Raw genomic sequence first — 25,407 nt, forward strand, 5'->3', positions numbered from 1 at the left:
CTTTGCCCACGGCTTTCTTGTTCTCAGCGAATATGCCGAGTTCCTCTACAAGACTACCGACTACTACGCACCGACCCATGAGCGCTGCATCCGCTGGGAGACACCCGCTTGGCCGCCCAGCATCCGGGCCGCCAGCTGGCCCTGCTGCGCCAGCGCCTGGACGGACTGGCCGAACGCCTGCCACGTGCCATGGAGCATGAGTTGCGCCAGCAACGTCAGCAGCTCGCCGCCCTGGCTCACAGCCTGCAGCTGGTCAGCCCGCTGGCCACCCTCGGTCGCGGCTACAGCATCCTCCTCGACGAGCGCGGCAACGCCATTCGCCAGGCCGCCCAGACCCAGCCCGGCCAACGGCTCAGGGCCAGGCTGGGCGAGGGCGAGCTGGACGTGCGGGTTGAGGACAATCATCTGGCGCCGGTCACCCTGTCGCTGCTGGACTAACACCGTCGGAATCTCTATGCGCCTGCTTGCCGCCCTGCTGCTCTGCCTCGCCCTGCCCGTCCAGGCCGAGGGCTTTCTTACCCGCCTGCTGAACAAACCGGTACCCGGTGGCGTGGCCGTGGTCGCCCTGCCGGAACAGCCCCAGGCGCCGCAGGCGCGCTATGAGGGCAAACCGGTGCTGGTGGTGCGCGAGGACGGTCGGCGCTGGATCGCCATCGTCGGCATTCCGTTGACGGTCAAACCCGGCCAGCAGCAGATCGAGGTCACGGGCGCGCAGCCGCTGCCCTTTCAGGTCGGCAGCAAGCGCTATCAGGAGCAGCACATCCGCCTGAAAAACCAGGAGCAGGTCAATCCGAGCCCGGCCAATCTCAAACGCATCGAGCGTGAGCTGGCCGAGCAGACCCGCGCCTACCAGCAGTTCAGCCCGGGTACGCCGAGCAATCTGCTGCTCGACAAACCGGTCAACGGCCCTCTATCCAGCCGCTTCGGTGTGCGCCGTTTCTTCAATGGCGAGGAACGCAACCCGCACGCCGGACTGGACTTCGCCGTGCCCGCCGGCACACCGGTCAAGGCGCCGGCGGCCGGCAAGGTCACCCTGATTGGCGACTACTTCTTCAACGGCAAGACGGTGTTCGTAGATCATGGTCAGGGCCTGATCAGCATGTTCTGCCACCTGTCGAAGATCGATGTCCGTCTCGGCCAGCAACTCCCCCGCGGCGCCGTGCTCGGCCGCGTCGGCGCAACCGGTCGCGCCACAGGCCCACACATGCACTGGAACGTCAGCCTGAATGATGCCCGGGTTGACCCGGCCATTTTTATCGGTGCCTTCGAACCCTGACAAAAAGCCCCGCAGAAGCGGGGCTTTTTGCACACGGCAGACAATCAGAAGCTGACCGTCACACCCGTGTAGTAGGAACGCCCCATGCCCGGCACGGCCGTGCCCCAGGCGATGCCGTTCATGCTCATGGTGCGACCCTGGGCGGTGTAGGCGCCGCCGGTGGGCAGGTAGTAGAACTTGTCCGCCAGGTTCTCCACACCCATATCCAGGCGCACCTGATCCCAGCTATGGCTCAGGCGCAGGTTGAACAGGGTGTAACCTGCGGTCTCGATCTCATTGCGCACATCGGAGCCGTCGTTCTTGGCCTGCACAGTGACCATTTCCAGGCTGTTGCTCCAACCACCCAGTTTCTGAGTCAGGGCGAAGGTCGCGTTGAGCGGCATGATGTTGTACAGCTCATCATGGGTGTCGCGGTTTTCACCATTACTGTAGTTGACCAGCGCCTCGGCTCCCCACTGTCCCAGATCATTCTGCGTCAACGGCATGCGCCCGGAGACGTCTACCCCGTAGATACGCGCGGACTGGTTGGCGTACTGCAGCACGTTGTACTGCTCGGCGACCACTGCCTGCCCTGGCAGTGCTACGGCATCAATATAGTTATCGACATAGGTGTAGAACGGTGTGACTTTCAGCTCTTGGCGACGATCCGTGCTGTGCCAGTCGAAGCTGGTGGAGACGATGTGGGCAGCCTCCGGCTTGAGATCAACATCACCCACATAGCCATTACCATCACCAGCCACGTTGTTCATGATCGCGGCCATCGGCCAGGTCGACCAGGTGTAGCGTTCGTAGAGGTTGGGCGAGCGCACCTTGCGTGCTAGGCCGAATTCGATATCCAGATTGGCATCATGCTGGTAGCGAGCCAGAGCCGTAGCGTCCCAGTTGTTGTCGCTCTTACTGCGGTCACTGGCATTGAAGGCGGCTGAGTCGCGACGCTGGTTGCTGACCATCATGCCCATGCCGTTGGTGTCGGCATAACCGTGCACCTCGCCGGCATCGGTGGTGACGTGCTCATAGCGCACGCCCAGCTGGGTGGTCCAGGCCTGGTTCAGCTCACGCTCCCACTCGGCAAACAGCGCAGCGCGGTCACGCTCACCATCATTGATGTTCTCGAAGGTATTGGGCGACATGCCGCCAGTGCCGGAGGCCGGCCAGTAATCATCCAGGCGATAGCGCTGATACTCGCTACCCACGCGCAGCAAATCATCGGCGCTCAACTCAATTTCCGCCTTGACGCTACCACCCAGGGTCTTGCCATCACTGTTCATCGGCATGCCTGGCGCATTGCCGTACCAGAACTGCTTGTCCGGGCCGAAGTTCATCTCGTGCTCAACCTTTTCGTGGTAGACCTGAGTCTCCAGGCTGCCCCAGTCGAACTCGCTGAGATAACGCAGGTTCATGCGCTTCTGCGTGTTGTCGGTCATGTCCATGCGCTGATTGGGGAACAGCTCCTGCGGAACCTTCTGCTGGCCAAGCGTGAGTTCGAGCAGGTCCTCGCCCAGTTTGAGCGCCATGCTCAGTTCGTCATTGCGGGTTTCATAGGCCGTGGAGGCCACCTCATCCAAAGGCGATGTCTCACCCGGACGCCCCGTCGCCGTCGTGGCTTTGAAATCATCACCGGCCATGTAGTTATTGGCCTTGCTGGTGCTGCCGGCGTAGCGGATGTTGAACACATCATTGGCATGCATCAGCGACACATGACCACCGCGCGCATCGTTGTTGCTACGCACATAAGCACCGACTTCACCCTTGTTCAGGCTCTGCGCACCGGACTCAGCAAACTCCGGCGCGGCGCGCTCTGCGACGATGCTACCGCCAATGCTGTCCCCGCCTACGCTGACCGGAGTTACACCGGCATACACCTTCAGCGAACCAAGATTGCTCGGGTCCACATAGGACAACGCCGGGTTCATGTGATTGGGGCAGGACGCAATCAGGTCCATGCCATCGACCTTGATTCGCAAGCGGTCATCGGCCAGACCACGAATCGACGGCAAACTGGAGAGGCCACCGGCCGCGTTCAGGCTCACACCAGGAACGCCACGCAGAAGGGCAGCACTGTCATCGGTGAGCGTAGCCGGGCTGGCAGTTGCCCCCAGATCTACCTCTGTCGAAGTTGAGAGAGCAGAGGTGGATTCAGCAGTAATCACCGTCGGTTTGAGGAGCAGCGCCTCACGAGCAGTCTCTTTTACAGGCTCTTCCGCAGCCAGCAGCGGACTGGCAATCAGCAGCCCCAGCAGTGCGGCATGAGCTGCCTGCCAGCGCTGAGTGGTTTTCGACAAGGCAAAGGAGGAACGGGACGAAGCAACAATTCTGGACATGAGGGCATTCCACGCAGTCAACACAGGTCAGCACACAGCCAAGTTGCTGCGTGCAATTGGATCAGACAGGGATTGACTGTGGTGGCGCGCGTGGCGGAGGAAGCAACTGGGCGCTGAGCACTGCGTCATCAAGCGCAATATGAAAATCAGGTGCTGGCGCGGAAAACGGAACCGAGAAGCCAGAAGCTGGCACTGGCACAGCAGCAAAGTGCGTCACCAGTTGGCAATAGCCGCAGTCCACATGGGAGAACGGCACCTGCTCGGCAGGCACCTGAGCCGAATCATCCGAGTGACAACTCAGCTCGGCCTGCACCTGAGTCAGGGCAGACATCAGATCCAGATTCTGCGCCTGAGTCAGCAACGGACCGGCAAACAGCATGAGCAGGGCAAAAAGGCCCAACCAGGCGCCAATGCGCGATGTGCTCATGCGTAAAGACAAACCGATGCTCCCCTGAAAATGCGCGGCGATTCTAATGTCCGGCTGCTGCGTAGTCTCTGCGACATGTAGGCGCAACAGTTCTGACACAGATCAACCCCTTTTAACTCAGCGCAAAGAATCAACACTCGCAGCGATAGCAAAGCAAAAAAAACTCAAAAAAAATCAATAAAAGGAAAAGAATTCCAATTTTAAAAACATGCTTGCAATGATTAACCCCCGAATAGACGATTAGCCCTGACACAGCGCCACAAGCGCCCCATTTCGAGCAGGAAACAGCCATGAGCATGCTGAAAGACCCTTGGAGCAAGTACCGCCCCTTCGCCCCGATCCAGATTCCGGACCGCACCTGGCCGAATCAGCAGATCAGCAAGGCGCCCATCTGGCTGAGCTCGGACCTGCGCGATGGCAACCAGTCTCTGATCGAGCCGATGGATGCCGAGAAGAAGATGCGCTTCTTCAAGTGCCTGGTCGCCGTGGGCCTGAAAGAAATCGAAGTGGGCTTTCCGTCGGCCTCACAGACCGACTTCGACTTCGTCCGCGAACTGATCGAAGGCGGCCACATTCCCGATGACGTGACCATCCAGGTGCTGACCCAGGCCCGCGAGGACCTGATCACCCGCACCTTCGAATCGCTCAAGGGCGCCAGGCAGGCCATCGTTCACTACTACAATGCCACCGCGCCGAGCTTCCGCCGCATCGTCTTCAATCAGGATAAGGCCGGGGTGATCGAGATCGCCGTGAATGCCGCGCAGATCATCAAGCGTCTGGCTGCCGAGAATCCGGAAACCGCCTGGCGCTTCGAGTACTCGCCGGAAGTGTTCAGCTCCACCGAGACCGACTTCGCCGTCGAGGTGTGCAACGCGGTGATCGGCGTATTCCAGCCGACGCCGGCAAACAAGCTGATCCTCAACCTGCCGGCCACCATCGAGGCCGCCACGCCGAACATCTACGCCGACCAGATCGAGTGGTTCTGCCGCCATGTCGACCGCCGCGACAGCGTGATCGTCAGCCTGCACACCCATAACGACCGTGGCACCGGCGTGGCCGCCACCGAGCTGGGCCTGATGGCCGGCGCCGACCGCGTCGAAGGCTGCCTGTTCGGCAACGGCGAGCGCACCGGCAACGTCGATCTGGTGACCGTGGCCCTGAACCTCTACACCCAGGGCGTCGATCCGCAGCTGGATTTTTCCGACATCGATGCCGTGCGCAAGGTGGTCGAGGAATGCAACCAGCTGCCGGTGCATCCGCGCCACCCTTACGTCGGCGATCTGGTGCACACCGCCTTCTCCGGCTCGCACCAGGATGCCATCCGCAAGGGCTTCGCCCAGCAGGATGCCAACGGCGTGTGGGAAGTGCCCTACCTGCCGATCGACCCGGCGGACATCGGCCGCAGCTACGAGGCGGTCATCCGCGTCAACAGCCAGTCCGGTAAGGGCGGTATTACCTACCTGCTGGAGCAGGAATACGGCATCAGCCTGCCGCGTCGCCTGCAGATCGAGTTCAGCCAGGTGGTGCAGAAGGAAACCGACCGCCTGGGCCTGGAGATGAGCGCGGCGCAGATCTACGCCCTACTGGAAAGCGAGTACCTGCAGGCTGACGAGCCCTATACCCTGAAAAGCCACCGACTGCAGGAAGAGCACGGCACCACCGCCGTCGATGTCAGCGTCGACGAAGTCGGCGAGCTGCGTCACTGGCGCGGCATCGGCAAGGGGCCGCTGGAAGCGCTGGTCGCCGGTCTGCCGGTCGGCGTGGAAATCGTCAACTACGCCGAGCACGCCATCGGCGCCGGCACCAACGCCAAGGCCGCGGCCTATATCGAACTGCGCCTGAATGGCGGTCGTGCGCTGCACGGCATCGGCATCGACGAGAACCTGACCACCGCCAGCTTCCGCGCCCTGTTCAGCGCCATCAACCGCGCGCTGCGTCAGGCCGAAGCCCAGGCCGCCTGACTCAGTGCCTGCGCGGTAGTCCCTACCAGTTAGTCCCTTGGGGAGCCCCGGCTCCCCTTTTTTCTGCCTGCCGGTCAGGCAGTCTTCGCGACAGCTTCTAGACTCGAATTATCCCAGTACGAGTCATCGCCATGGCCTTTCAGTCGCTCTGTCGTCGTCTGCTTATTGCCCTGTGCTGTTGCAGCAGCGCCAGCTGGGGCGCGGATGTGCTGATGGCCTTTGGCGAGAAGATTCCGCCCTACTGCTTTCCGGAAAGCGACAGCGGCATTGAGCTGGAGGTGATTGGCGAAGCCCTGGCCTTCCGCGGCCATCGTCTGAAGCCGCGCTATTACCCGCTGGCCCGGGTGCCGCTGGCATTCCGCCATGGCGAGGTGGATGCGGCGATGACCGACCTGGGCCAGGACCTGAGCGATCAGGGCGGCCACTACGGCGAGCCGGCGGTGATCTACCAGAACGTGCTGGTGACCCTGCGTCACCGCCAGCTCAGGCTGGAAAAACCGGAAGACCTCAAGGGTCTCAGCGTGGTGGCCTTCCAGGGCGCGGCCAAGCGCTACCCCGAGTGGCTCGGCGCCACCCAGGCGGCCGGTCTGTATTTCGAGCAGAACAATCAGGAGCTGCAGGTGCTGGGTCTGAACAAGGGACGCTACGATGTGGTGCTGAGCGACCGCAGCATCTATCACTACTTCGAACAGCTGCTCTCACGCACCGCCCTGTTCAAGGCCAAGGCGGTCGACATGCACAGTTTTACCGAGGAAGACCCGCAGGACTACCGCCCGGTCTTCCGCGATGCCCAGGTGCGTGACGACTTCAACGCCGGCCTGCAGCACCTCAAGCAGAGCGGGCGCTACCAGGAGATCTACGACAGCTACCTCAAGCCGTAGGCTGCTGTTGCCAGTGGCTGCGACCCCATTGGCACATGGCTTCAAGCACGGGCTTGAGCGTGGCGCCATGCTCGGTCACGCGGTATTCGACCCGCGGCGGCACTTCGGCAAACACAGTACGACTGAGTACGCCATCGCGCTCCAGCTCGCGCAACTGCTGGGTCAGCATCTTTTCGGTGATATCCGGTACCAGACGCTTGAACTCGGAAAAGCGCAGCGGCCCCTGCAGCAGGTGATAGACCAGCAGGGATTTCCACTTGCCACCGATCACCTCAAGGGTCACTTCCACCGGCGTGTTGTAGACCTTGTCGCCCTGTACCAGACGTTTGCTTTCCGGAGACAGCGCCGGTTGATCGCTCATGATAATTACCAATTAGTAAGTGACTGCCTAAATCGTACGTACTTGTATAAAAGTTTGCCACCCCCATAATCGACGGCAAACATCAGCCACTCCAGGACAATCCCATGAGTCTCGATCACCTGTTTTCCCCAACCCAACTCGGCGACCTCAACCTGCCCAACCGCCTGGTCATGGCCCCGCTGACCCGCCAGCGCAGCCTGCCGGGCAATGTGCCGGGCGAACTGAACGCCCGCTACTATGCGCAGCGCGCCAATGCCGGCCTGATCATCAGTGAGGCCAGCCAGGTCTGCCCGCAAGGCCAGGGCTACGCCTGGACACCGGGCATCCACAGCGCCGAACAGGTCGCCGGCTGGCAGCAGGTAACCCAGGCTGTGCATCAGGCCGGCGGGCGCATCTTCCTGCAGCTGTGGCACGTTGGGCGTATTTCCCACCCTCTACTGCAGCCGGGCGGCGCCGACCCGGTCGCCCCGTCGGCCATCCAGGCCAATGCCGAGTGCTATGTGGTCGAGGCCGATGGCAGCCACCACAAGGCCGCCACCGCCAAGCCGCGCGCCCTGGAGCTGCATGAGCTGCCGGGAATCGTGGCCGCTTATGCTCAAGGCACTGCCAATGCCATCCAGGCCGGTTTCGACGGCGTCGAAGTGCATGCCGCCAACGGCTACCTGCTCGACCAGTTCCTCTGCTCCAACAGCAACCAGCGCAGCGACGCTTACGGCGGCTCGGTGGAGAACCGCGCGCGCCTGGTACTGCAGGTCGTCGATGCCGTGGTGGCGACAGTGGGCGACAGCCGCAAGGTCGGCATCCGCATTTCGCCGATGGGCACCTTCGGCGACGTCCACGACGCCAACCCGCTGGAAACCTTCAGCTACCTGGTCGCGCAGCTCAACAGCCGCCAGCTGGGCTACCTGCACATCAATCGCCCGGACTGGCTGGGCGGCACCTTCGAGGGCTATGACGCACTGCTGCGCAAACTGCGTCAGCTGTATCAGGGCACCCTGATCATCGCCGGCGGGCAAACCGCCGAGAGCGGCGAGCAGGCCATTGCCGAAGGCCTGGCCGATCTGGTGGCCTACGGCCGCCCGTACATCGCCAACCCGGACCTGGCCGCACGCTTCCAGGCCGGTGCTGAGCTGAACCCACTGAACCCCGCCACCCTGTATGGCGGCGGCGCCGAGGGTTACACCGACTATCCCGCACTGGGCTGATCGGTAGAAACAACAACGCCGGGCAATGCCCGGCGTTTTGCTATCTGGAACCCTTACTCAAGTACAAAGCTGTCGGCATCCAGATGGGCCGGGAAGCGCTGCCGATAGGCCGCCAGCTCCGCCGCACTGAGGCGGACACGAAACACGCCATCAACATCCTGCGCCGCCAGCAGCGACTCGCCCTGAAAGTCCAGCACCTGACTGTCACCGCTGTAGGCATGGCCTTTGCCATCCTCGCCCACCCGGTTGACCGCCGCGACATAACAGAGGTTTTCGATGGCCCGCGCCGGTAGCAGATGATTCCAGTGGTGACGACGTGCCGCCGGCCAGTTGGCGGTATACAGCAGCAGATCCGTGCCGCCGGCATCGCGGCTCCACACCGGGAAGCGCAGGTCGTAGCAGATCAGCGGACGCACCCGCCAGCCCTTCACTTCCAGCACCACCTGCTGCTCGCCCGCACTGTAGTGCTTGTGCTCACCGGCCATGCGGAACAGGTGACGCTTGTCGTAGTGCGCCAGCGAACCGTCCGGGCGCGCCCAGAGCAGGCGGTTGCGGTAGCTGCCATCAGCGGCCTGGATGATCAGGCTGCCGCAGACCACCGCGCCCAGGTCCTGAGCCTGCTGGCGCAACCACTGGCTGGTCGGGCCATCCTCGGGCTCGGCCAGGGCGGCTGAATCCATGGAAAAGCCGGTGCTGAACATTTCCGGCAGGACGATCAGATCGGTGCCACGGGCCTGTTCCAGCAGGCGCGCGAAATGCTCGCGATTGGCGGACGCATCCTGCCAGACCAGCGTGGTCTGGATCAGCGCCAGTTGCAGGTCGGGCAAGCTCGTCAGATCGCGCATAGTTTCGCTCCGGCAGCCAGCAGGGTTTCCTCACGCTTGGCAAAGCAGAACCGCACCAGACGCATCCCCGCCGGCGGCTGCTGATAGAACACCGAGACCGGAATGGCCGCCACGCCCTGCTCGCGGGTCAGCCATTCGGCCATGGCGACATCGTCCAGATCAGGGCGGATCGCCGAGTAATCGACGATCTGGAAATAGGTGCCCGGCGTACGGGTAAAGGCAAACCGCGAACCCGTCAGCTGGTCACAGAACAGATCGCGCTTGGCCTGATAGAAGGCCGGCAGTTCGGCTATGTGCTCAGGATGCTCAACCATGAAATCGGCCAGCGCATGCTGCAACGGAGTGACGGCGACGAAGGTAACGAACTGGTGCACCTTGCGCAGCTCGGCGGTGAGCGCCGGCGGAGCCACCACGTAGCCGGTCTTCCAGCCGGTAACGTGATAGGTCTTGCCGAACGAACTGACCACGTAGGCCCGCGCATACAGCTCCTCGTGGGCCAGCACGCTGGCGTGGCTGGCGCCGTCGAACACCAGATGCTCGTAGACCTCGTCGCTGATCAGGTAGATGTCACGGTCACGGATCAGCGCCGCCAACTGGTCGAGATCGGCGCGCGACAGCAAAGCACCGCTGGGGTTGTGCGGCGAGTTGATGAAGATCAGCCGGGTACGCTCGCTGATGGCATCACTCAGCCGCTGCCAGTCCACCGAGAAGTCCGGCAAGTTGAGCGGCACATGCACGCAACGACCACCGGCCAGTTCCACCGAGGGTTCATAGCTGTCGTAGCAGGGGTCGAGGACGATGGCCTCGTCGCCCGCGCGGATCAGCGCCTGCACCGCGCAGAAGATCGCCTCGGTAGCCCCCGGCACGATTGTGACCTCGGTGTCGGCCGACACCTCACGTCCATAGAGCGTGGCAACCTTGGCCGCCACCGCTTCGCGCAGACGCGGCAAACCGGTCATGGGCGCGTACTGGTTATGCCCGGCCTGCAAATGGCGTACGGCGGCATCCAGCAGGGGCTGCGGGCTGGGAAAATCGGGGAAGCCCTGGGACAGATTGAGCGCCCCGACCTCGGCGGCCAGCTGCGACATACGGGTGAAAATGGTGGTGCCAACGGAGGGCAACTTGCTGACAAGCATGGCGCTACCTGAAACGAAACCGGCGGAAAAGTCGACCGGCAGGATAGCCGAGCCACCCGCTGCCTGACCATTGAGGCGGCCACGAAAAAGGGCGCGCAGTCTGCACTGGGCGCCCTCTGTTCATGCGGCCGGAATCAGCGGCGCTTGTCCTTTTTCTTCTTCTCGGCCTTCTTGTGGTGGCTCATCAGGCGGCGCTTCTTGTTCACCTGACGCTCGGTGAGGACGTTCTTCTTGCCCTCGAACGGGTTCTCACCACCCTTGAACTCGATCCGCAGCGGCGTACCGACCAGCTTGAGCACGCGGCGGTAGGTGTTTTCCAGGTAACGGGTGTAGGAACGCGGCACCGCGTCCACCTGGTTGCCGTGAATGACGATCAGGGGCGGGTTGGCACCACCCAGGTGGGCGTAGCGCAGCTTGATGCGACGACCGTTGACCAGCGGAGGCTGGTGCTCCTGCACGGCGTCTTCGAGGATCTGGGTCAGGCGGCTGGTCGGCCAGCGGGTAACGGCCGAGGCGAAGGCGGTTTGCACCGACTTGTACAGGTGACCAACACCCGTGCCGTGCTTGGCCGAAACGAAATGGATATCGGCCCAGTCGACGAACATCAACCGGCGTTCCAGCTCGGTCTTCACATAGTCCTTCTCGCCCTGCTCCATGCCATCCCACTTGTTCAGGGCGATGACCAGCGCACGTCCGCTTTCCAGAACGAAACCGAGCAGGTTGAGGTCGTGCTCGACCACACCTTCGCGGGCATCCATCACGAAGATCACCACGTTGGCGTCCTGGATGGCCTGCAGGGTTTTCACCACGGAGAACTTTTCCACCGCCTCGAAGATCTTGCCGCGACGGCGTACACCGGCGGTGTCGATCAGGGTGTACTTCTCGTCACCGCGCTCGAAGGGGATGTAAATGCTGTCGCGGGTGGTACCGGCCTGGTCATAGACGATGACGCGCTCTTCGCCCAGCATGCGGTTGACCAGTGTCGACTTGCCCACGTTGGGACGGCCGATGATGGCGATCTTGATGCCATCCTTCTCGCTCGGGCCGGGGATGCGCTTGGCTTCCTGACCTTCGGCAACAACCTCCGACTCACCCTCGGCGCCTTCTTCGTCCTCGGCGTTGTCCTTGGGGAAGATACCCAGGGCCAGTTCCAGCATATGGTTGATGCCACGGCCGTGAGCCGCCGCAATCGGCACGGCGTCGCCCAGCCCCAGAGGGCTGAACTCAGCGCGGGCGATATCCGGATCGACGGTATCGACCTTGTTGGCAATCAGGAAGCTGCGCTTGTTCCGCTTGCGCAGGTGCTCGGCAATCATCTGGTCGGCGGCGGTCATGCCGGCACGCGAGTCGACCATGAACAGCACGGCATCGGCTTCTTCGATGGCCTGCAGCGACTGCTCGGCCATCTTGGCGTCGATACCCTCCTCGTCACCGGAGATACCACCGGTATCGATCACGATGTAGGTGCGGCCCTGCCACTTGGCCTCGCCGTACTGACGATCGCGAGTCAGCCCGGCGTATTCGGCCACGATGGCATCACGGGTCTTGGTCAGACGGTTGAACAGGGTGGACTTGCCGACGTTGGGGCGGCCCACCAGGGCGATGACAGGAACCATGTTCTCTCCGGTTCAGAAAATGCGACGGCCGCTGCCAGCAAAAAGCGGCAGCGGCCGGGCGGACAAGCTCAGCTTAGCGGATCGTGTAAGCGACCAACTCTCCGCTGTTGCCATACACATACAGCCAGTCGCCCACCACCAGCGGGCGCGCACGCACGCCGGCACTGTCGACCTTCTCACGGCCGACGAAGCGACCGTCCACCTGGCTCAGCAGGTGGATGTAACCTTCCAGATCGCCGACCACCACGTAGCTGGACAGCACTTCCGGTGCCGACAGCTGGCGACGTGCCAGGGATTCGTTGCTCCACAGCGCCGAAGCCGAGCGTTCATCGATGCTTTCCAGCGTGCCGTTGGCCTGGCTGACATAGACGTTGCCATAACCCTGAGCGATGCCGGCATAGCTGGAGGCTTCGCGCTGCCACAGCACGCGACCGGACTCCAGATCCAGACCGGCTACACGGCCCTGGTAGCTCACGGCATACACGACACCGCCCGAGAGCAGCAGCGAGCCATCGATATCCACCACGCGATCGAGTTCGGAGCGACCCTGCGGCACTGCTACGCGCTGCTCCCAGACCGGCAGACCGCGGCGGGCATCAAGGGCCAGCACGGTACCGGTGGACAGGCCGGCCACCACCAGTCGGTTGGTGACAATCGGCGTACTGGTGCCGCGCAGAGTCAGCACGGCCGGGGTGTTTTCGTAGATCCAGCGCTGCGAGCCGGTAGCGGCATCGAAAGCGATCAGGCGGTCGTCCTGGGTCTGCACCACCACCACATCACCGTTGGTCTGCGGTGCGGACAGCACCTCACTGGTGACCTGGGCTCGCCACTGCTCCTCGCCGCTGCCGGCATTCAGGGCAATCACCTGACCCTTGAGGGTACCGACGACAACCAGACCCGCGCCGGCGCCAATAGCACCGGAAACCGGAAGTTCCAGATCCTGTTCCCACAGCACATCGCCGCTGGTGCGCTCGATGGCCTTGACCACACCGGTGACGTCAGCGGCAAACAGCGTTTCGCCATCCACAGCCGGTACCAGCATGTTGAAGGTTTCGCCCTGGCCTTCTCCAATGCTGCGGCTCCACTGCTCGTCGAGCCGAACCTCTTCCTCGAAGTCGGTCAGCGGGGCCGGTTCCTGCTCTTTATCGCTATCGCTGCTGCAACCTACGACCAGCAGGGCCATGGCCAGCAGTGCGGCATTCTTCCAAACCATCACGTCAGGCATCTCCCTTGGCCAGATCATCAAGCTTCATCTGCAAACCACCGACAGCGGCATCCTCGGCCAGTGCGGCCTTGGCCTTCTCGTAGGCGGCACGCGCTTCGTCAGCCTTGCCCATCTGAACCAGCAGATCACCCTTGAGCTCTTCACGGCTGGCCAGGTACACCTGATCGGCATCACCCTCCAGCAGCTTCAGGCCTTCTTCCAGCTTGCCCTGAGCGGCCAGGACACGGGCCAGACGCTGACGCGCCAGCTCGCCCAGATTGGCATCAACCGGCTTATCCAGCACGGCCTTGAGCTCAGTCGCCGCGTCATCCAGCTTGCCCGCCTCGACTGCCACCTTGGCGACGAACAGGCTGCCGTACTGCGCGTAATGGGTGCCGGCATACTCGCTCTTGAGCTTCTCAGCCAGTTCGCTGACCTTGGCCGGGTCAACCTGGCCGGTCTGCGGCAGGCTGCTTTCCAGAAGCTGCTGGTAAAGCGCCGAGGCGCCCTGCGCCTGATTAGCCTGGTAGTTCTGCCAGCCCTGCCAGCCGATGACTGCGGCCAGTGCCAGAACGCCCCCGGTCAGCAGGGGCTTGCCGTTGCGCTGCCACCAGTCCTTGATCTGCGCAATCTGTTCTTCTTCGGTCTGCATGCTCACCCAGGATTCCCCTTCGCTAAATGCTTACGCCTGCTGCAGGCAGGCACCCAGACGCTCAACGAGAGCGTCCCAGGCAATGGTCTGTTGTTCACTGTCATCGCGCAGCGGCTTGCACCCTACCACGCGGGCGGCCAGCTCGTCCTCGCCCAGGATCAGGGCAAAGCGGGCACCGCTCTTGTCAGCCTTCTTGAACTGGCTCTTGAAGCTGCCGCCCCCGCTGTTGACCAGCATCCGCAGGCCCGGCAACGCATCACGCAGTTGCTCGGCCAGTGTCAGGCCAGCCAGCTCGGCAGCTTCGCCAAAGGCGCAGAGGTACAGATCGGCAGGACGATGCAGCTCTTCCGGCACCAACTGCAAAGTTTCCAGCAGCAGGACCAGACGCTCGACGCCCATGGCAAAACCGACACCCGGAGTCGGTTTGCCACCGAACTGGGTGATCAATCCGTCATAACGGCCGCCGGCACACACGGTGCCCTGGGCACCGAGCTTGTCGGTGACCCACTCGAACACGGTACGGCCGTAGTAATCCAGGCCACGTACCAGTTTCGGGTTGATTTCGTAACGAATGCCGACCGCATCCAGACGTGCCTTAAGACCGTCGAAATGCACGCGGGACTCGTCATCCAGATAGTCGTGCAGGGTCGGCGCACCGACCAGCAGGGCCTGAGTCTGGGCATTCTTGCTGTCGAGGATACGCAACGGGTTGGTGGTCAGGCGACGCTGACTATCCTCGTCGAGCTGCTCGAAGCGCTCCTTGAGGTAGGCCACCAGGGCATCGCGGTAGTTGGCGCGGGCCTCGCTGGAGCCCAGGCTGTTGAGCTGCAGGGTGACCGCATCACTCAGCCCCAGCTGCTTCCACAGGCGTGCCGTGAGCACGATCAGTTCGGCATCGATATCCGGCCCCGGCAGGTTGAAGACTTCGATACCGATCTGATGAAACTGACGGTAGCGGCCTTTCTGCGGTTTCTCGTAGCGGAACATCGGACCGGCGTACCACAACTTCTGCACCTGACCACCGCCTGTAAGGCCGTGCTCCAGTACCGCGCGGACGCAGCCGGCCGTACCTTCGGGACGCAGGGTCAGCGACTCCTCGTTGCGGTCAAGGAAGGTGTACATCTCCTTGTCGACCACATCGGTGCCCTCACCGATGCCACGGGCAAACAGCTCGGTGAACTCGAGGATCGGCAGGCGGATTTCCTTGTAGCCATAGCCGTCCAGCAGCTCGGCAAGGGTGCTCTCCAGGTAACGCCAGGCAGGCGTCTGCTCCGGGAGGATATCGTTCATGCCACGAATGGCTTGCAGGGACTTGCTCACAGAAATTCCTAATACTTAGCCGCGGGCGATCAGCGCCGCGTCGGCCTCGGCCTTTTCGGCCGCCTTGCGGCGGATGAGCTTTTCCAGCTCGTCCACCAGATTGTCATTGGTCAGCTTGGTCGCCGGAGCCCCGTCGATGTAGACCAGATTATTTGGCGTGCCGCCGGTCAGGCCGATATGGGCTTCCTTGGCTTCGCCGGGACCATTGACCACACAGCCGATCACGGCGACATCGAGCGGTACCAGCAGGTCTTCGACGCGCTGCTCCAGCTCGTTCATGGTCTTGACCACATCGAAGTTCTGCCGCGAGCAACTCGGGCAGGCGATGAAGTTGATACCGCGCGAGCGCAGGCGCAGGGATTTGAGAATGTCGAAACCGACCTTGATCTCTTCCACCGGATCAGCGGCCAGAGAGACACGGATAGTATCGCCAATGCCGTCGGCCAGCAGCATGCCCAGTCCCACGGCGGACTTCACGGTGCCCGAACGCAGACCACCGGCCTCGGTGATACCGAGGTGCAGCGGCTGCTCGATCTGGCCGGCCAGCAGGCGGTAAGCCTCGACAGCCATGAACACGTCGGAGGCCTTCACGCTGACCTTGAAGTCGGGGAAGTTCAGCCGGTCCAGATGCTCGACATGGCGCAATGCGGATTCGACCAGCGCCTGCGGCGTTGGCTCGCCGTATTTCTTCTGCAGGTCCTTTTCCAGGGAGCCAGCATTGACTCCGATACGAATCGGAATGCCCTTGTCCCGCGCCGCTTCAACCACCGCACGGACACGATCTTCGCGGCCGATATTGCCCGGATTGATGCGCAGGCAGTCGACACCCAGTTCAGCCACGCGCAGGGCGATCTGGTAGTCGAAATGGATATCGGCGACCAGCGGCACACGTACCTGCTGCTTGATCTTGCCGAAGGCCTCGGCGGCATCCATGTCCGGAACCGAGACACGGACGATATCGGCACCGGCATCTTCCAGGCGACGGATCTGCGCCACGGTGGCGGCCACATCACAGGTATTGGTGTTGGTCATGCTCTGCACCGAAATCGGCGCATCGCCACCCACAGCAACCGAACCTACCCAGATTTTGCGGGAGACACGGCGTTTGATCGGAGATTCACAATGCATGGCTTGGCTCTATTGCCCCAGCTTCATACGGGCGGTTTCGCCACTGGTGAAAGGCGTGACATCGACCGGCTGGCCATTGAGGCTGACCTGGGCGCCACGGGCATAACCCAGACGCAGTTCGAATGGCGGCTTGCCGGCCAGTTCAAGGCTGTCGCCTTTGCGTTTGAGCGCACTGAACAGCACCTTGCCGTCGGCGTCGGTCAGTTGGGTCCAGCAATCGGCAGTGAACTGCACCTGTACCAACGCCTGCCCGGCAGGCACTGGCGCCTGCGCCACCACGGGCTGAGCCGCTTCTGGCGCAGCTGCCGCTGGCGCTGCAGAAGCAACAGGCGCAACAGCCGGTGCAGCAGGAGCAGGCGCCGGAGGCACCGCCGCAGTTGGCGCCACCGGAGTCACCGCAACCGGATCAGCAGGCGCAGGCGAGGTAATAACCTGAGGGGCTGCCGTCTCGGCAGAGGCCACGACAGCGTTAGCCGGCGCAGTCAATTCGGTCGTTTCAGGCTGCGGCTCACTTTCAGCGGTCTTGTTGGCCTCAGCCACCGCCTGATCCTCAGGCTCATCGAGCATGTGAATCTGCGTAGTGCCATCGGCGGACTCGACTTCGACATGCTCGATGCCGATTTCAGTAACCGCTTTCTCAACTGCCTTTTCCGGCCAGACCAGATAGGTGAGCAGCGCGCCACCGGCCAACACGGCAATACTGAGCATGCGCATCAGGTTCTGCGAAACCCGCACAGGCTCCTCGAGCCGCCCGAGCGTGCGCACTTCACTACCGGTAGCATCGGTACCCGTATAGCGATCGAAAGCCGAGACCAGTTGCTCCTGATCCAGCCCCAGCAACTTGGCGTAGGCACGCACATAGCCACGCGCAAAGGTGTGACCGTTGAGCTTGTCGAAGGCACCTGCCTCGACATTGCGCAACATCGACTCACTCATGTTCAGTGAGCGCGCTGCGTCCGCTACTTCCATGCCCTTGGTCTCACGCGCCATGCGCAAGGTTTGCCCAGGGTTGATCTGTACCGCCGCAAGCACATCCGAAGGCGACGCGTTCATTACTGCTCCGACTGATATTGCCGATATTCGGGTGAGCCGGGATACAGGCGCTTAAGCTGCAAGCCATAGCTGGCCGCGGTATCCCGGTCTTCAAAGATGTTGGCCAGACGAATACCCAGCAACAAACCGCGGGCATCCTGATCTTTGTCCATTTTGCTGTAGCGCTGGTAGTAGTCCCGCGCCGGCACATACATTTTTTCGTCAAAGCTGATCTGCGCCAGTTCCAACAGCACAGCAGGCTGACGCCGGTTCAGACGCAGCGACTTCTCGAAGTGCTTTTTGGCAATCTGCGGTTGATTCAACTTCACTGCCGCACGGCCAAGATTGGCAAAAACCCGCGAGCGCTCGGAGTACATTGTGTCTGCGGCAGCTTTCTCAAACGACTCGTAAGCTTCTTTGTAACGTTCCTGCTCGAACAGGAAACTGCCGTAGTTGTTGCGTACCCGTGAATCATCCGGACTCTCAGCGAGCGCTTTGCGATAGTACTGCTCAGCGAGCTGAGGCTCCATCTCGGTCTGAAACACCAATGCAAGCGCCGCATTAGCATCAGAGTTTGACGGATCCAGATCCAGAGCCTTTTGCAGCGGAGCCTTTGCCCGCTCGGCATCACCGCTCTGGAGATAGCCAATACCCAGCTGGATATAGGCAACAACCGCCTCTTCTCGTCCTTCGTCTGTCTTGACCGGATTCCCCTGATCATCAGTAGTGACGCAGGCGGTCAGGAATGTCGTAAGCAACACAGCAAGTGCAGCACGCACAATCATGAAGTTCCCCTCAGCTTTGGCTTGCAGCTGGCTTGGCAGGTGCCTCGCCAGTCAGATCACGCACAGCGATATAGCGTTCACTCCGGCGGGTACGATCCATGACCTGGCCAACCAGCTGGCCACAGGCTGCATCGATATCCTCACCACGGGTGGTGCGTACCGTTACGTTATAGCCAGCCTTGTGCAGCAGGTCCTGGAAACGGCGGATGGCATTGTTGCTCGGCCGCTCGTAACCGGAGTGAGGGAAGGGATTAAACGGAATCAGGTTGATCTTGCAAGGGGTATCTTTGAGAAGTGCGGCCATCTGCGCAGCATGCTCAGGCTGGTCGTTAACATCCTTGAGCAGGGTGTACTCGACTGTCAGCACACGTTTCTCGCCCAGGCGAGAAATGTAGTTGTTGCATGCTGGAAGCAGCACTTCCAACGGATACTTCTTGTTGATCGGCACCAGCACATCGCGCAGAGCGTTGTTCGGCGCATGCAGAGAGATGGCCAGCGATACGTCGATCACCTTGGCCAGCTCTTCGATCATCGGCACCACACCCGAGGTCGACAGCGTGACCTTGCGCTTGGAGATGCCATAACCGAGGTCGTCCATCATGATGTTCATGGCGGCGACCACATTGTCGAAATTCAGCAGCGGCTCGCCCATGCCCATCATCACCACGTTGGTGATGGCGCGGTCAATCTTGGCCGGCACGGTGCCGAACGACTTGTTGGCAATCCACACCTGACCGACCACTTCGGCGGCGGTGAGATTGCTGTTAAATCCTTGTTTGCCCGTGGAGCAGAAGCTGCAATCCAGGGCGCAGCCGGCCTGCGAGGACACACACAGGGTGCCACGGCCGCCTTGCGGGATATACACGGTCTCGACGCAACTGCCGGACGCCACGCGCACCACCCACTTACGGGTGCCGTCGCTGGAAATATCCTGGCTGACGATCTCCGGACCGCGAATCTCGGCAGAGGCCTTGAGCTTTTCGCGCAAGGCCTTGCCGATATTGCTCATGGCATCGAAGTCATCGACGCCAAAGTGGTGAATCCACTTCATGACCTGACCCGCACGGAAACGCTTTTCCCCGATGCTCTCGAAGAACTCCTCCAGTTGCGGCTGGGTCAACCCCAGCAGATTGGTCTTGGTAGTCATGACAGTCATGGATTCACCCTCGCCCGCTATCAGCGAATGCGAGCGCACACCTCAGTGGCGGAGAAGAAGTAAGCGATCTCACGAGCAGCGGAAGCCTCGGAGTCGGAACCGTGAACGGCGTTCTCGTCGATGGAAACGGCGAAATCGGCGCGAATGGTGCCGGCAGCAGCTTCTTTCGGGTTGGTGGCGCCCATCAGCTCACGGTTTTTCAGAACGGCGTTTTCACCTTCCAGAACCTGAACGATGACCGGACCGGAAGTCATGAAAGCAACCAAATCCTTGAAGAAACCGCGCTCGCTGTGCTCAGCGTAGAAGCCGGCAGCTTCGCGCTCGGACAGCTGAACCATCTTGGAGGCGACGACGCGCAGGCCGGCTTTTTCAAAGCGGGAGGTGATCTCGCCAATTACGTTCTTGGCGACGGCATCGGGCTTGATGATGGAGAAAGTGCGTTGCAGGGACATGGATAGCTCCAGAGAGATGTAGATAAAGCAGAAAATAAAACCCGCGAATTATACGCGGGTTGGGCAAAAATGCGTAGCAGCAGGACGGGCGTCAGTCCAGCTCTTCGATCCAGGCAGCCTGAATGGCCTCCAGCACTTTTTCGCCACCGCGCCCGGGTTCATCGGCAAAGTCCGGAAGATCCAGCACCCAGCGATGCAGATCGACGAAGTTAACGTAACGCGGATCGACCTCAGGCTTGCGCTCGGCCAGCTCGATGGCGATATCCAGCACATCGGTCCATTTCAGGCTCATGTCAGTTCCTTGAATCAGTGCGGCGCTTCGGCAGCGTGGTTAAGCGAGTATTTCGGGATTTCGACGGTCAGGTCTTCCGTCCCGACTATCGCCTGACAGGCCAGACGCGACTGCGGCTCCAGCCCCCACGCCCGATCGAGGAAATCCTCCTCCAGCTCGTCCGCCTCCTCGAGCGACTCGAAGCCCTCACGGACGATGCAGTGACAGGTCGTGCAGGCACAGACGCCACCACAGGCGCTTTCCATCTCGATGTGATTGGCATGAGCCAGCTCGAGAATGGAGACACCCGGCTCCGCCTCGACAACCATGCCGTCCGGACAGAACTTCTCGTGCGGCAGAAAAATGACCTGTGGCATCAGTTATCCTCGATTTCGTGCAGGCTGCGCCCGGTAAGCGCCGCCTTGACTGTTGCATCCATCCGCCGCGCCGCAAAGGCATCGGTCACCTGGGTCAGACGCTTGATGTGCTGTTCAATCGCCACATGATCGGTGCCGGCAGCGACCTCAACCAATGCCTCGATTGTTGCATCGATGGCAAGGCGTTCATCACCATCCAGCAGGCGCTCACCATCGACCTGCAGAGCCGCGCGAACTGCCTCGACCAACCGCTCGGCTTCGACCTGCTGCTCGCGCAAAGCCCGTGCATTGAGATCATCGCCAGCATGCTTGAAAGAGTCCTGCAGCATGCGGGCAATCTCGCCATCAGTCAGCCCGTAGGATGGCTTGACCTCGATACTGGCTTCAACGCCGGAGCCCAGCTCGCGCGCCGACACCCCCAGCAGACCATCGGCATCGACCTGGAAGGTCACGCGAATCTTTGCGGCCCCAGCCACCATCGGCGGGATGCCACGCAGCTCGAAACGCGCCAGCGAACGACAGTCCTTGACCAGTTCGCGCTCGCCCTGCAACACATGAATCATCATGGCCGTCTGGCCATCCTTGTAGGTGGTGAAGTCCTGCGCACGCGCCACCGGAATGGTGGTATTGCGCGGCACGATCTTCTCCATCAGCCCGCCCATGGTTTCCAGCCCCAGGGACAGCGGAATCACATCCAGCAGCAGCAACTCTTCGCCACGCTTGTTTCCAGCGAGGGTCTCAGCCTGGATGGCGGCACCAATGGCCACCACCTGATCCGGATCGATATCGGTCAACGGCTCACGCGCAAACAAGGCGCCCACCGCCTCACGCACTCGCGGCACGCGGGTAGAACCACCCACCATGACCACCGACTCGACTTCACCCAGCTCGATACCGGCATCGCGCACAGCGCGGCGACAGGCCTTGAGACTGCGCTGCAGCAGCGGATCGATCAGCGCATTGAAGTGCTCGCGGGACAGCTGGCCACGCCAGGCACCGTAAACCACCTCAACCACATCGCTGTCGGTGAGCTGTTCCTTGGCGGCACAGGCCGTCTGCAACAACTGGCGCTGTTCGGCAGGCGACAGGTCCGAGGACAGCCCTGCCTGCTCGATGATCCAGCCGGCAACCGCATGATCGAAGTCATCGCCGCCCAGAGCACTGTCACCACCCGTGGCCAGCACCTCGAACACACCGCGACTCAGACGCAGAATGGAAATATCAAAGGTACCGCCACCCAGGTCATAGATGGCAATGACGCCTTCGGCACCCTTGTCCAGGCCGTAGGCAACCGCAGCAGCAGTAGGCTCATTGAGCAGACGCAGCACATTCAGGCCGGCCAGCTTGGCAGCATCCTTGGTCGCCTGACGCTGCGCTTCATCGAAGTAGGCTGGCACGGTAATCACGGCACCAACGAGCTCACCGCCCAGACTCTGCTCAGCCCGCACGCGCAGCACACGGAGAATTTCCGCCGAAACCTCTACCGGGCTCTTGGGACCCTGCACAGTCTCCAGAAACGGCATGTGCGACTCTGCGCCACTGAAGCGGTAGGGCAACCGCTCACCGAGCTGCTTGACGTCAGCGATGCCGCGCCCCATCAGGCGCTTGACCGAGATGATGCTGTTCAAGGGGTCCTGTGGCGCAGCCAGCTTGGCGGCCTCACCGACAACAATCGAATCCGCCAGATAGCGAACAGCGGACGGAAGGATCACTCTGCCCTCGGCATCCGCCAGGCACTCGGTCACGCCACTTCGCAAAGTAGCAACCAGAGAGTTGGTGGTACCCAGGTCGATACCCACCGCCAGACGACGCTGATGCGGCTTGGGGCTGAGACCGGGTTCGGCAATCTGCAGTAGGGCCATGTTGTTTCGACTGTCAGGCACGCCAGCGGCGCGCGGGTTAATCGTCCAGACGCTCTTCCAGCTGGCGCACTTCGCGCATCAGCTTGTCGAGAAACTGCATGCGGCGCACCAGGCGCTCGGCCTGCTCGCGCTCGTCCGCCACCTGCCAGCAGGCAGCAAACTGTTGTTCCAGATCATCCTGCGCGCCCCTGAGGCGACGCTTGAATGACGCCACCCCGTCCAGATCGGCACTGTCCTGCAGATCTTCCAGCTCCTCACGCAACTGCATCTGCTGCAGAAGGAACTCGGGATCCTGCACCGTCGCTTCCAGCGGCAACTCGTGACCACGCAGGGTCAGCAGATAGCGCGCCCGCTGCGGAGCATTCTTCAGCACTTGATAGGCATCATTGAGCTGCGCGGCACGCTCCAGTGCCAGACGCTGATCACGCGCATCGGCATCGGCAAAACGATCCGGGTGCACGCTGCGAGCCAGGGCCCGGTAACGCTCACCGAGCAGCGCGAGATCGATCCGGAAGTCGGGCTGCAGATCGAACAGGGCAAAATGGCAGGGAGCGCCCACGGCAACCTCGACTCAGACGTTGAAGCTCTCGCCGCAGCCGCACTCGCCACGCACGTTGGGGTTGTTGAACTTGAAGCCCTCGTTCAGGCCTTCGCGGACAAAGTCCAGCTCGGTGCCATCGAGGTAGGCCAGGCTCTTGGGGTCGACAATCAGCTTGACGCCGAAATTCTCGAACACCATGTCTTCGCCCGCCACTTCATCGACGAACTCCAGCACATAGGCCAGCCCGGAGCAGCCCGTGGTGCGCACACCAAGACGGATGCCCTCACCTTTACCGCGCCCTTCCAGCGAACGGCGCACGTGTTGCGCCGCGGCTTCGGTCATGCTGATCGCCATGCCAACTCCTTAAAGCAGACCTTTCTTCTGCTTGTAATCGCGCACTGCAGCCTTGATCGCATCTTCGGCGAGAACCGAGCAATGGATCTTGACCGGCGGCAAGGCCAGCTCTTCAGCGATCTGGGTGTTCTTGATCTGCTCGGCTTCGTCCAGCGACTTACCCTTCATCCACTCGGTGGCCAGGGAGCTGGAAGCAATGGCCGAACCACAGCCGTAGGTCTTGAACTTGGCGTCTTCGATCAGACCCTGCTCATTTACCTTGATCTGCAGGCGCATCACGTCACCGCAGGCCGGCGCACCGACCATGCCGGTGCCGACATCCGGATCTTCCGCATCGAGCTTGCCGACGTTGCGCGGGTTTTCGTAATGGTCGATGACCTTTTCGCTGTATGCCATGTCGCTTACCTCATCGAAACGGTTAGTGGGCCTGCCATTCGACCTTGGACAGGTCGACACCCTCTTTATACATATCCCACAGCGGCGACAGTTCGCGCAGCTTGGTGACCGCCTCCATGACCTTGGCGGCGGCGTAATCGATCTCTTCCTCGGTGGTGAAGCGACCGAAAGAGAAACGGATGGAGCTGTGTGCCAGTTCGTCATTACGCCCCAGGGCACGGAGGACGTAGGAAGGCTCCAGCGAGGCCGAGGTACAGGCCGAACCCGACGACACCGCCAGATCCTTGAGCGCCATGATCAGCGACTCACCCTCGACATAGTTGAAGCTCAGGTTCAGGTTGTGCGGTACACGCTGAGTCATGCTGCCGTTGACGTAGAGCTCTTCAAGCCCCTCAACCTGCTTGAGGAAACGGTCACGCAGCGCGGTCACCCGCAGGTTCTCTGCGGCCATTTCTTCCTTGGCGATACGGAAGGCCTCGCCCATGCCCACCAGCTGATGGGTCGCCAGGGTGCCCGAACGCATGCCGCGCTCGTGACCGCCACCGTGCATCTGCGCCTCGAGACGGACACGCGGCTTGCGACGGACGTACAGTGCACCGACGCCCTTCGGGCCATAGGTCTTGTGCGCAGAGAAGGACATCAGGTCGACCTTGAGCTTCTCGAGATCAATCTCAACCTTGCTGGTCGATTGCGCCGCATCGACATGGAACAGCACACCGCGGGAGCGGGTCAGCTCACCGATGGCCGCAATATCGTTGATCGTGCCAACCTCGTTGTTCACGTGCATGATCGAAACCAGCACAGTGTCATCGCGCAGAGCCGCCTCAATCATCGCCGGAGTGATGATGCCGTCTTCGCCGGGCTCCAGATACGTCACCTCAAAGCCTTCGCGCTCCAGCTGACGGCAAGTATCCAGTACCGCCTTGTGCTCGATCTTCGAGGTGATGAGATGTTTGCCCTTGCTCGCATAGAAGTGCGCCACGCCCTTGATGGCGAGGTTGTCCGACTCGGTAGCGCCCGAAGTCCAGACGATTTCACGCGGATCGGCATTGACCAGCTCTGCCACCTGGCGACGGGCATTCTCGACCGCCTCTTCCGCCTTCCAGCCAAACACATGGGAGCGGGAGGCCGGGTTACCGAAGTTGCCTTCCATCACCAGGCAGTCGCACATCTTCTGCGCAACGCGCGGGTCGACCGGCGTAGTCGCGGAGTAATCCAGGTAAATCGGCAGCTTCATCAGTGCTCTCCTATCGGCTTTCAGGCCCAGCTGGCCGGCGCCACCGCTCAATCGAGGGTGGACGCTTCAATCTTGTCGAGGAACGGGGTTTTGCCATTGCAGCGGCGCTGATCCTGGCGCAAAGCCACTTCCTGTACCTCGCGACGGGTAACCAGATCCGCAAGGCTGATGCCGCTCAGAAACTCATGGATCTGCTGGCTCAGATCACACCACAGGTGATGGGTCAGGCAGGTATCACCGCTATGACAGTCGCCCAACCCCTGACAGCGCGTCGCATCGACCGACTCATTAACGGCATCGATCACCTGCGCCACCTGAATACCCGCCATGTCGCGGGCAAGCTGATAACCACCACCCGGCCCACGCACACTGCTGACCAGATTGCCGCGGCGCAGCTTGGCAAACAGTTGCTCGAGATAGGACAGGGAAATGCCCTGACGCTCCGAGATATCCGCCAGAGAAACCGGCCCTCTCTGCGCGTGCAGAGCAAGGTCGAGCATGGCGGTTACGGCGTATCGGCCTTTGGTGGTGAGTCGCATGGGTGTACCACGGATTCGCTGAGTTGCAGCGAGTATGCGATTTCCGACTAATTAAGTCAACTATAAGCCCTA

Annotated in this window: 26 protein-coding genes and 2 pseudogenes; 6 read left to right on the forward strand and 22 right to left on the reverse strand. The window is 61.7% G+C overall.

The features are described from left to right. The 3 genes and pseudogenes from CK486_RS17240 to CK486_RS17250 all read left to right on the forward strand — a co-directional run. Nucleotides 1–115, forward strand: a pseudogene (locus tag CK486_RS17240) (dTDP-4-dehydrorhamnose 3,5-epimerase family protein); the annotation flags it as partial. Beyond that, nucleotides 100–438: pseudogene (locus tag CK486_RS17245) on the forward strand (exodeoxyribonuclease VII large subunit); the annotation flags it as partial. The pseudogenes CK486_RS17240 and CK486_RS17245, both read left to right, overlap by 16 nt. 16 nt (nt 439–454) lie before the next feature. Continuing rightward, on the forward strand, nt 455–1,276 hold the full coding sequence (locus tag CK486_RS17250) for a peptidoglycan DD-metalloendopeptidase family protein (protein WP_095941537.1): 822 nt from the start codon (nt 455–457) through the stop codon (nt 1,274–1,276). A gap of 44 nt (nt 1,277–1,320) precedes the next feature. Here the strand turns inward: CK486_RS17250 and CK486_RS17255 are convergent, their stop codons facing one another. Then, nucleotides 1,321–3,597 carry a TonB-dependent receptor gene (locus CK486_RS17255; RefSeq protein WP_095941538.1) on the reverse strand — a complete coding sequence of 759 codons (2,277 nt, stop codon included), beginning with the start codon at nt 3,595–3,597 and terminating at the stop codon, nt 1,321–1,323. A 61-nt stretch (nt 3,598–3,658) separates the two neighbouring features. Next, nucleotides 3,659–4,024, reverse strand: coding sequence for a DUF2946 family protein (locus CK486_RS17260; protein ID WP_095941539.1), 366 nt, complete (start codon nt 4,022–4,024; stop codon nt 3,659–3,661). Between the two features lie 290 nt (nt 4,025–4,314). Between CK486_RS17260 and leuA the strand changes: the two genes are divergently transcribed. After that, nucleotides 4,315–5,985, forward strand: a complete 1,671-nt coding sequence (gene leuA / locus CK486_RS17265) for a 2-isopropylmalate synthase (protein ID WP_095941540.1) — start codon at nt 4,315–4,317, stop codon at nt 5,983–5,985. Between the two features lie 131 nt (nt 5,986–6,116). Further along, nucleotides 6,117–6,866 (forward strand): ABC transporter substrate-binding protein, encoded by a 750-nt coding sequence (locus CK486_RS17270; protein ID WP_218192113.1) that lies wholly within the window; start codon nt 6,117–6,119, stop codon nt 6,864–6,866. On the opposite strand, the gene CK486_RS17275 is transcribed toward CK486_RS17270, so the two are convergent. Next, on the reverse strand, nt 6,856–7,227 hold the full coding sequence (locus CK486_RS17275) for a helix-turn-helix domain-containing protein (RefSeq protein WP_095941541.1): 372 nt from the start codon (nt 7,225–7,227) through the stop codon (nt 6,856–6,858). The two genes, CK486_RS17270 and CK486_RS17275, sit on opposite strands and share 11 nt — an antisense overlap. 104 nt (nt 7,228–7,331) lie before the next feature. Between CK486_RS17275 and CK486_RS17280 the strand changes: the two genes are divergently transcribed. Further along, nucleotides 7,332–8,432, forward strand: coding sequence for an alkene reductase (locus CK486_RS17280; RefSeq protein ID WP_095941542.1), 1,101 nt, complete (start codon nt 7,332–7,334; stop codon nt 8,430–8,432). Nucleotides 8,433–8,485: 53 nt separating this feature from the next. On the opposite strand, the gene CK486_RS17285 is transcribed toward CK486_RS17280, so the two are convergent. The 19 genes from CK486_RS17285 to iscR form a co-directional block, all read right to left on the reverse strand. Next, nucleotides 8,486–9,277: an amidohydrolase gene (locus CK486_RS17285; protein WP_095941543.1), complete on the reverse strand. Its 792-nt coding sequence runs from the start codon at nt 9,275–9,277 to the stop codon at nt 8,486–8,488. Further along, a complete protein-coding gene (locus tag CK486_RS17290) occupies nt 9,265–10,413 on the reverse strand; it encodes a pyridoxal phosphate-dependent aminotransferase (protein ID WP_095941544.1) in 1,149 nt (382 codons plus the stop codon). Before CK486_RS17290 ends, CK486_RS17285 begins: the two co-directional genes overlap by 13 nt. Before the next feature lie 134 nt (nt 10,414–10,547). Next, nucleotides 10,548–12,029, reverse strand: a complete 1,482-nt coding sequence (der, locus tag CK486_RS17295) for a ribosome biogenesis GTPase Der (protein WP_095941545.1) — start codon at nt 12,027–12,029, stop codon at nt 10,548–10,550. Between the two features lie 73 nt (nt 12,030–12,102). Further along, the gene (gene bamB / locus CK486_RS17300) at nt 12,103–13,254 is read right to left on the reverse strand and encodes an outer membrane protein assembly factor BamB (RefSeq protein WP_095941546.1); all 1,152 of its coding nucleotides are present in this window, start codon (nt 13,252–13,254) and stop codon (nt 12,103–12,105) included. Beyond that, nucleotides 13,247–13,885, reverse strand: coding sequence for a tetratricopeptide repeat protein (locus tag CK486_RS17305; protein ID WP_095941547.1), 639 nt, complete (start codon nt 13,883–13,885; stop codon nt 13,247–13,249). Before CK486_RS17305 ends, bamB begins: the two co-directional genes overlap by 8 nt. A 30-nt stretch (nt 13,886–13,915) precedes the next feature. Next, nucleotides 13,916–15,205: a histidine--tRNA ligase gene (gene hisS, locus CK486_RS17310; RefSeq protein ID WP_095941548.1), complete on the reverse strand. Its 1,290-nt coding sequence runs from the start codon at nt 15,203–15,205 to the stop codon at nt 13,916–13,918. A 15-nt stretch (nt 15,206–15,220) separates the two neighbouring features. Beyond that, nucleotides 15,221–16,333 carry a flavodoxin-dependent (E)-4-hydroxy-3-methylbut-2-enyl-diphosphate synthase gene (ispG, locus tag CK486_RS17315; protein ID WP_095941549.1) on the reverse strand — a complete coding sequence of 371 codons (1,113 nt, stop codon included), beginning with the start codon at nt 16,331–16,333 and terminating at the stop codon, nt 15,221–15,223. A 9-nt stretch (nt 16,334–16,342) separates the two neighbouring features. Continuing rightward, the gene (locus CK486_RS17320) at nt 16,343–17,386 is read right to left on the reverse strand and encodes a RodZ family helix-turn-helix domain-containing protein (RefSeq protein ID WP_095941550.1); all 1,044 of its coding nucleotides are present in this window, start codon (nt 17,384–17,386) and stop codon (nt 16,343–16,345) included. After that, nucleotides 17,386–18,150 (reverse strand): type IV pilus biogenesis/stability protein PilW, encoded by a 765-nt coding sequence (gene pilW / locus CK486_RS17325; RefSeq protein ID WP_095941551.1) that lies wholly within the window; start codon nt 18,148–18,150, stop codon nt 17,386–17,388. Before pilW ends, CK486_RS17320 begins: the two co-directional genes overlap by 1 nt. Nucleotides 18,151–18,160: 10 nt before the next feature. Next, the gene (rlmN, locus tag CK486_RS17330; RefSeq protein ID WP_095941552.1) at nt 18,161–19,306 is read right to left on the reverse strand and encodes a 23S rRNA (adenine(2503)-C(2))-methyltransferase RlmN; all 1,146 of its coding nucleotides are present in this window, start codon (nt 19,304–19,306) and stop codon (nt 18,161–18,163) included. 20 nt (nt 19,307–19,326) lie between these two features. Beyond that, nucleotides 19,327–19,758, reverse strand: coding sequence for a nucleoside-diphosphate kinase (gene ndk / locus CK486_RS17335; RefSeq protein ID WP_095941553.1), 432 nt, complete (start codon nt 19,756–19,758; stop codon nt 19,327–19,329). A gap of 91 nt (nt 19,759–19,849) precedes the next feature. Then, entirely contained in the window at nt 19,850–20,050 is a 201-nt protein-coding gene (gene iscX, locus CK486_RS17340) for a Fe-S cluster assembly protein IscX (RefSeq protein ID WP_095941554.1), read from the reverse strand. A 14-nt stretch (nt 20,051–20,064) separates the two neighbouring features. Beyond that, nucleotides 20,065–20,406: an ISC system 2Fe-2S type ferredoxin gene (gene fdx, locus CK486_RS17345; RefSeq protein WP_095941555.1), complete on the reverse strand. Its 342-nt coding sequence runs from the start codon at nt 20,404–20,406 to the stop codon at nt 20,065–20,067. Beyond that, nucleotides 20,406–22,268 carry a Fe-S protein assembly chaperone HscA gene (gene hscA / locus CK486_RS17350; RefSeq protein ID WP_095941556.1) on the reverse strand — a complete coding sequence of 621 codons (1,863 nt, stop codon included), beginning with the start codon at nt 22,266–22,268 and terminating at the stop codon, nt 20,406–20,408. Before hscA ends, fdx begins: the two co-directional genes overlap by 1 nt. 37 nt (nt 22,269–22,305) lie before the next feature. Further along, the gene (gene hscB / locus CK486_RS17355; RefSeq protein ID WP_095941557.1) at nt 22,306–22,827 is read right to left on the reverse strand and encodes a co-chaperone HscB; all 522 of its coding nucleotides are present in this window, start codon (nt 22,825–22,827) and stop codon (nt 22,306–22,308) included. A 12-nt stretch (nt 22,828–22,839) separates the two neighbouring features. Then, nucleotides 22,840–23,163, reverse strand: coding sequence for an iron-sulfur cluster assembly protein IscA (gene iscA, locus CK486_RS17360; protein ID WP_095941558.1), 324 nt, complete (start codon nt 23,161–23,163; stop codon nt 22,840–22,842). A 9-nt stretch (nt 23,164–23,172) separates the two neighbouring features. Next, a complete protein-coding gene (iscU, locus tag CK486_RS17365) occupies nt 23,173–23,559 on the reverse strand; it encodes a Fe-S cluster assembly scaffold IscU (RefSeq protein ID WP_095941559.1) in 387 nt (128 codons plus the stop codon). 22 nt (nt 23,560–23,581) lie between these two features. After that, a complete protein-coding gene (locus CK486_RS17370) occupies nt 23,582–24,796 on the reverse strand; it encodes an IscS subfamily cysteine desulfurase (protein ID WP_095941560.1) in 1,215 nt (404 codons plus the stop codon). A gap of 47 nt (nt 24,797–24,843) precedes the next feature. Next, nucleotides 24,844–25,335, reverse strand: a complete 492-nt coding sequence (iscR, locus tag CK486_RS17375) for a Fe-S cluster assembly transcriptional regulator IscR (RefSeq protein ID WP_095941561.1) — start codon at nt 25,333–25,335, stop codon at nt 24,844–24,846. Nucleotides 25,336–25,407 lie beyond the last annotated feature (72 nt).

Origin of the sequence: Pseudomonas sp. HAR-UPW-AIA-41 (genome assembly GCF_002304225.1) — a bacterium.
Classification (GTDB): Bacteria; Pseudomonadota; Gammaproteobacteria; order Pseudomonadales; family Pseudomonadaceae; genus Aquipseudomonas.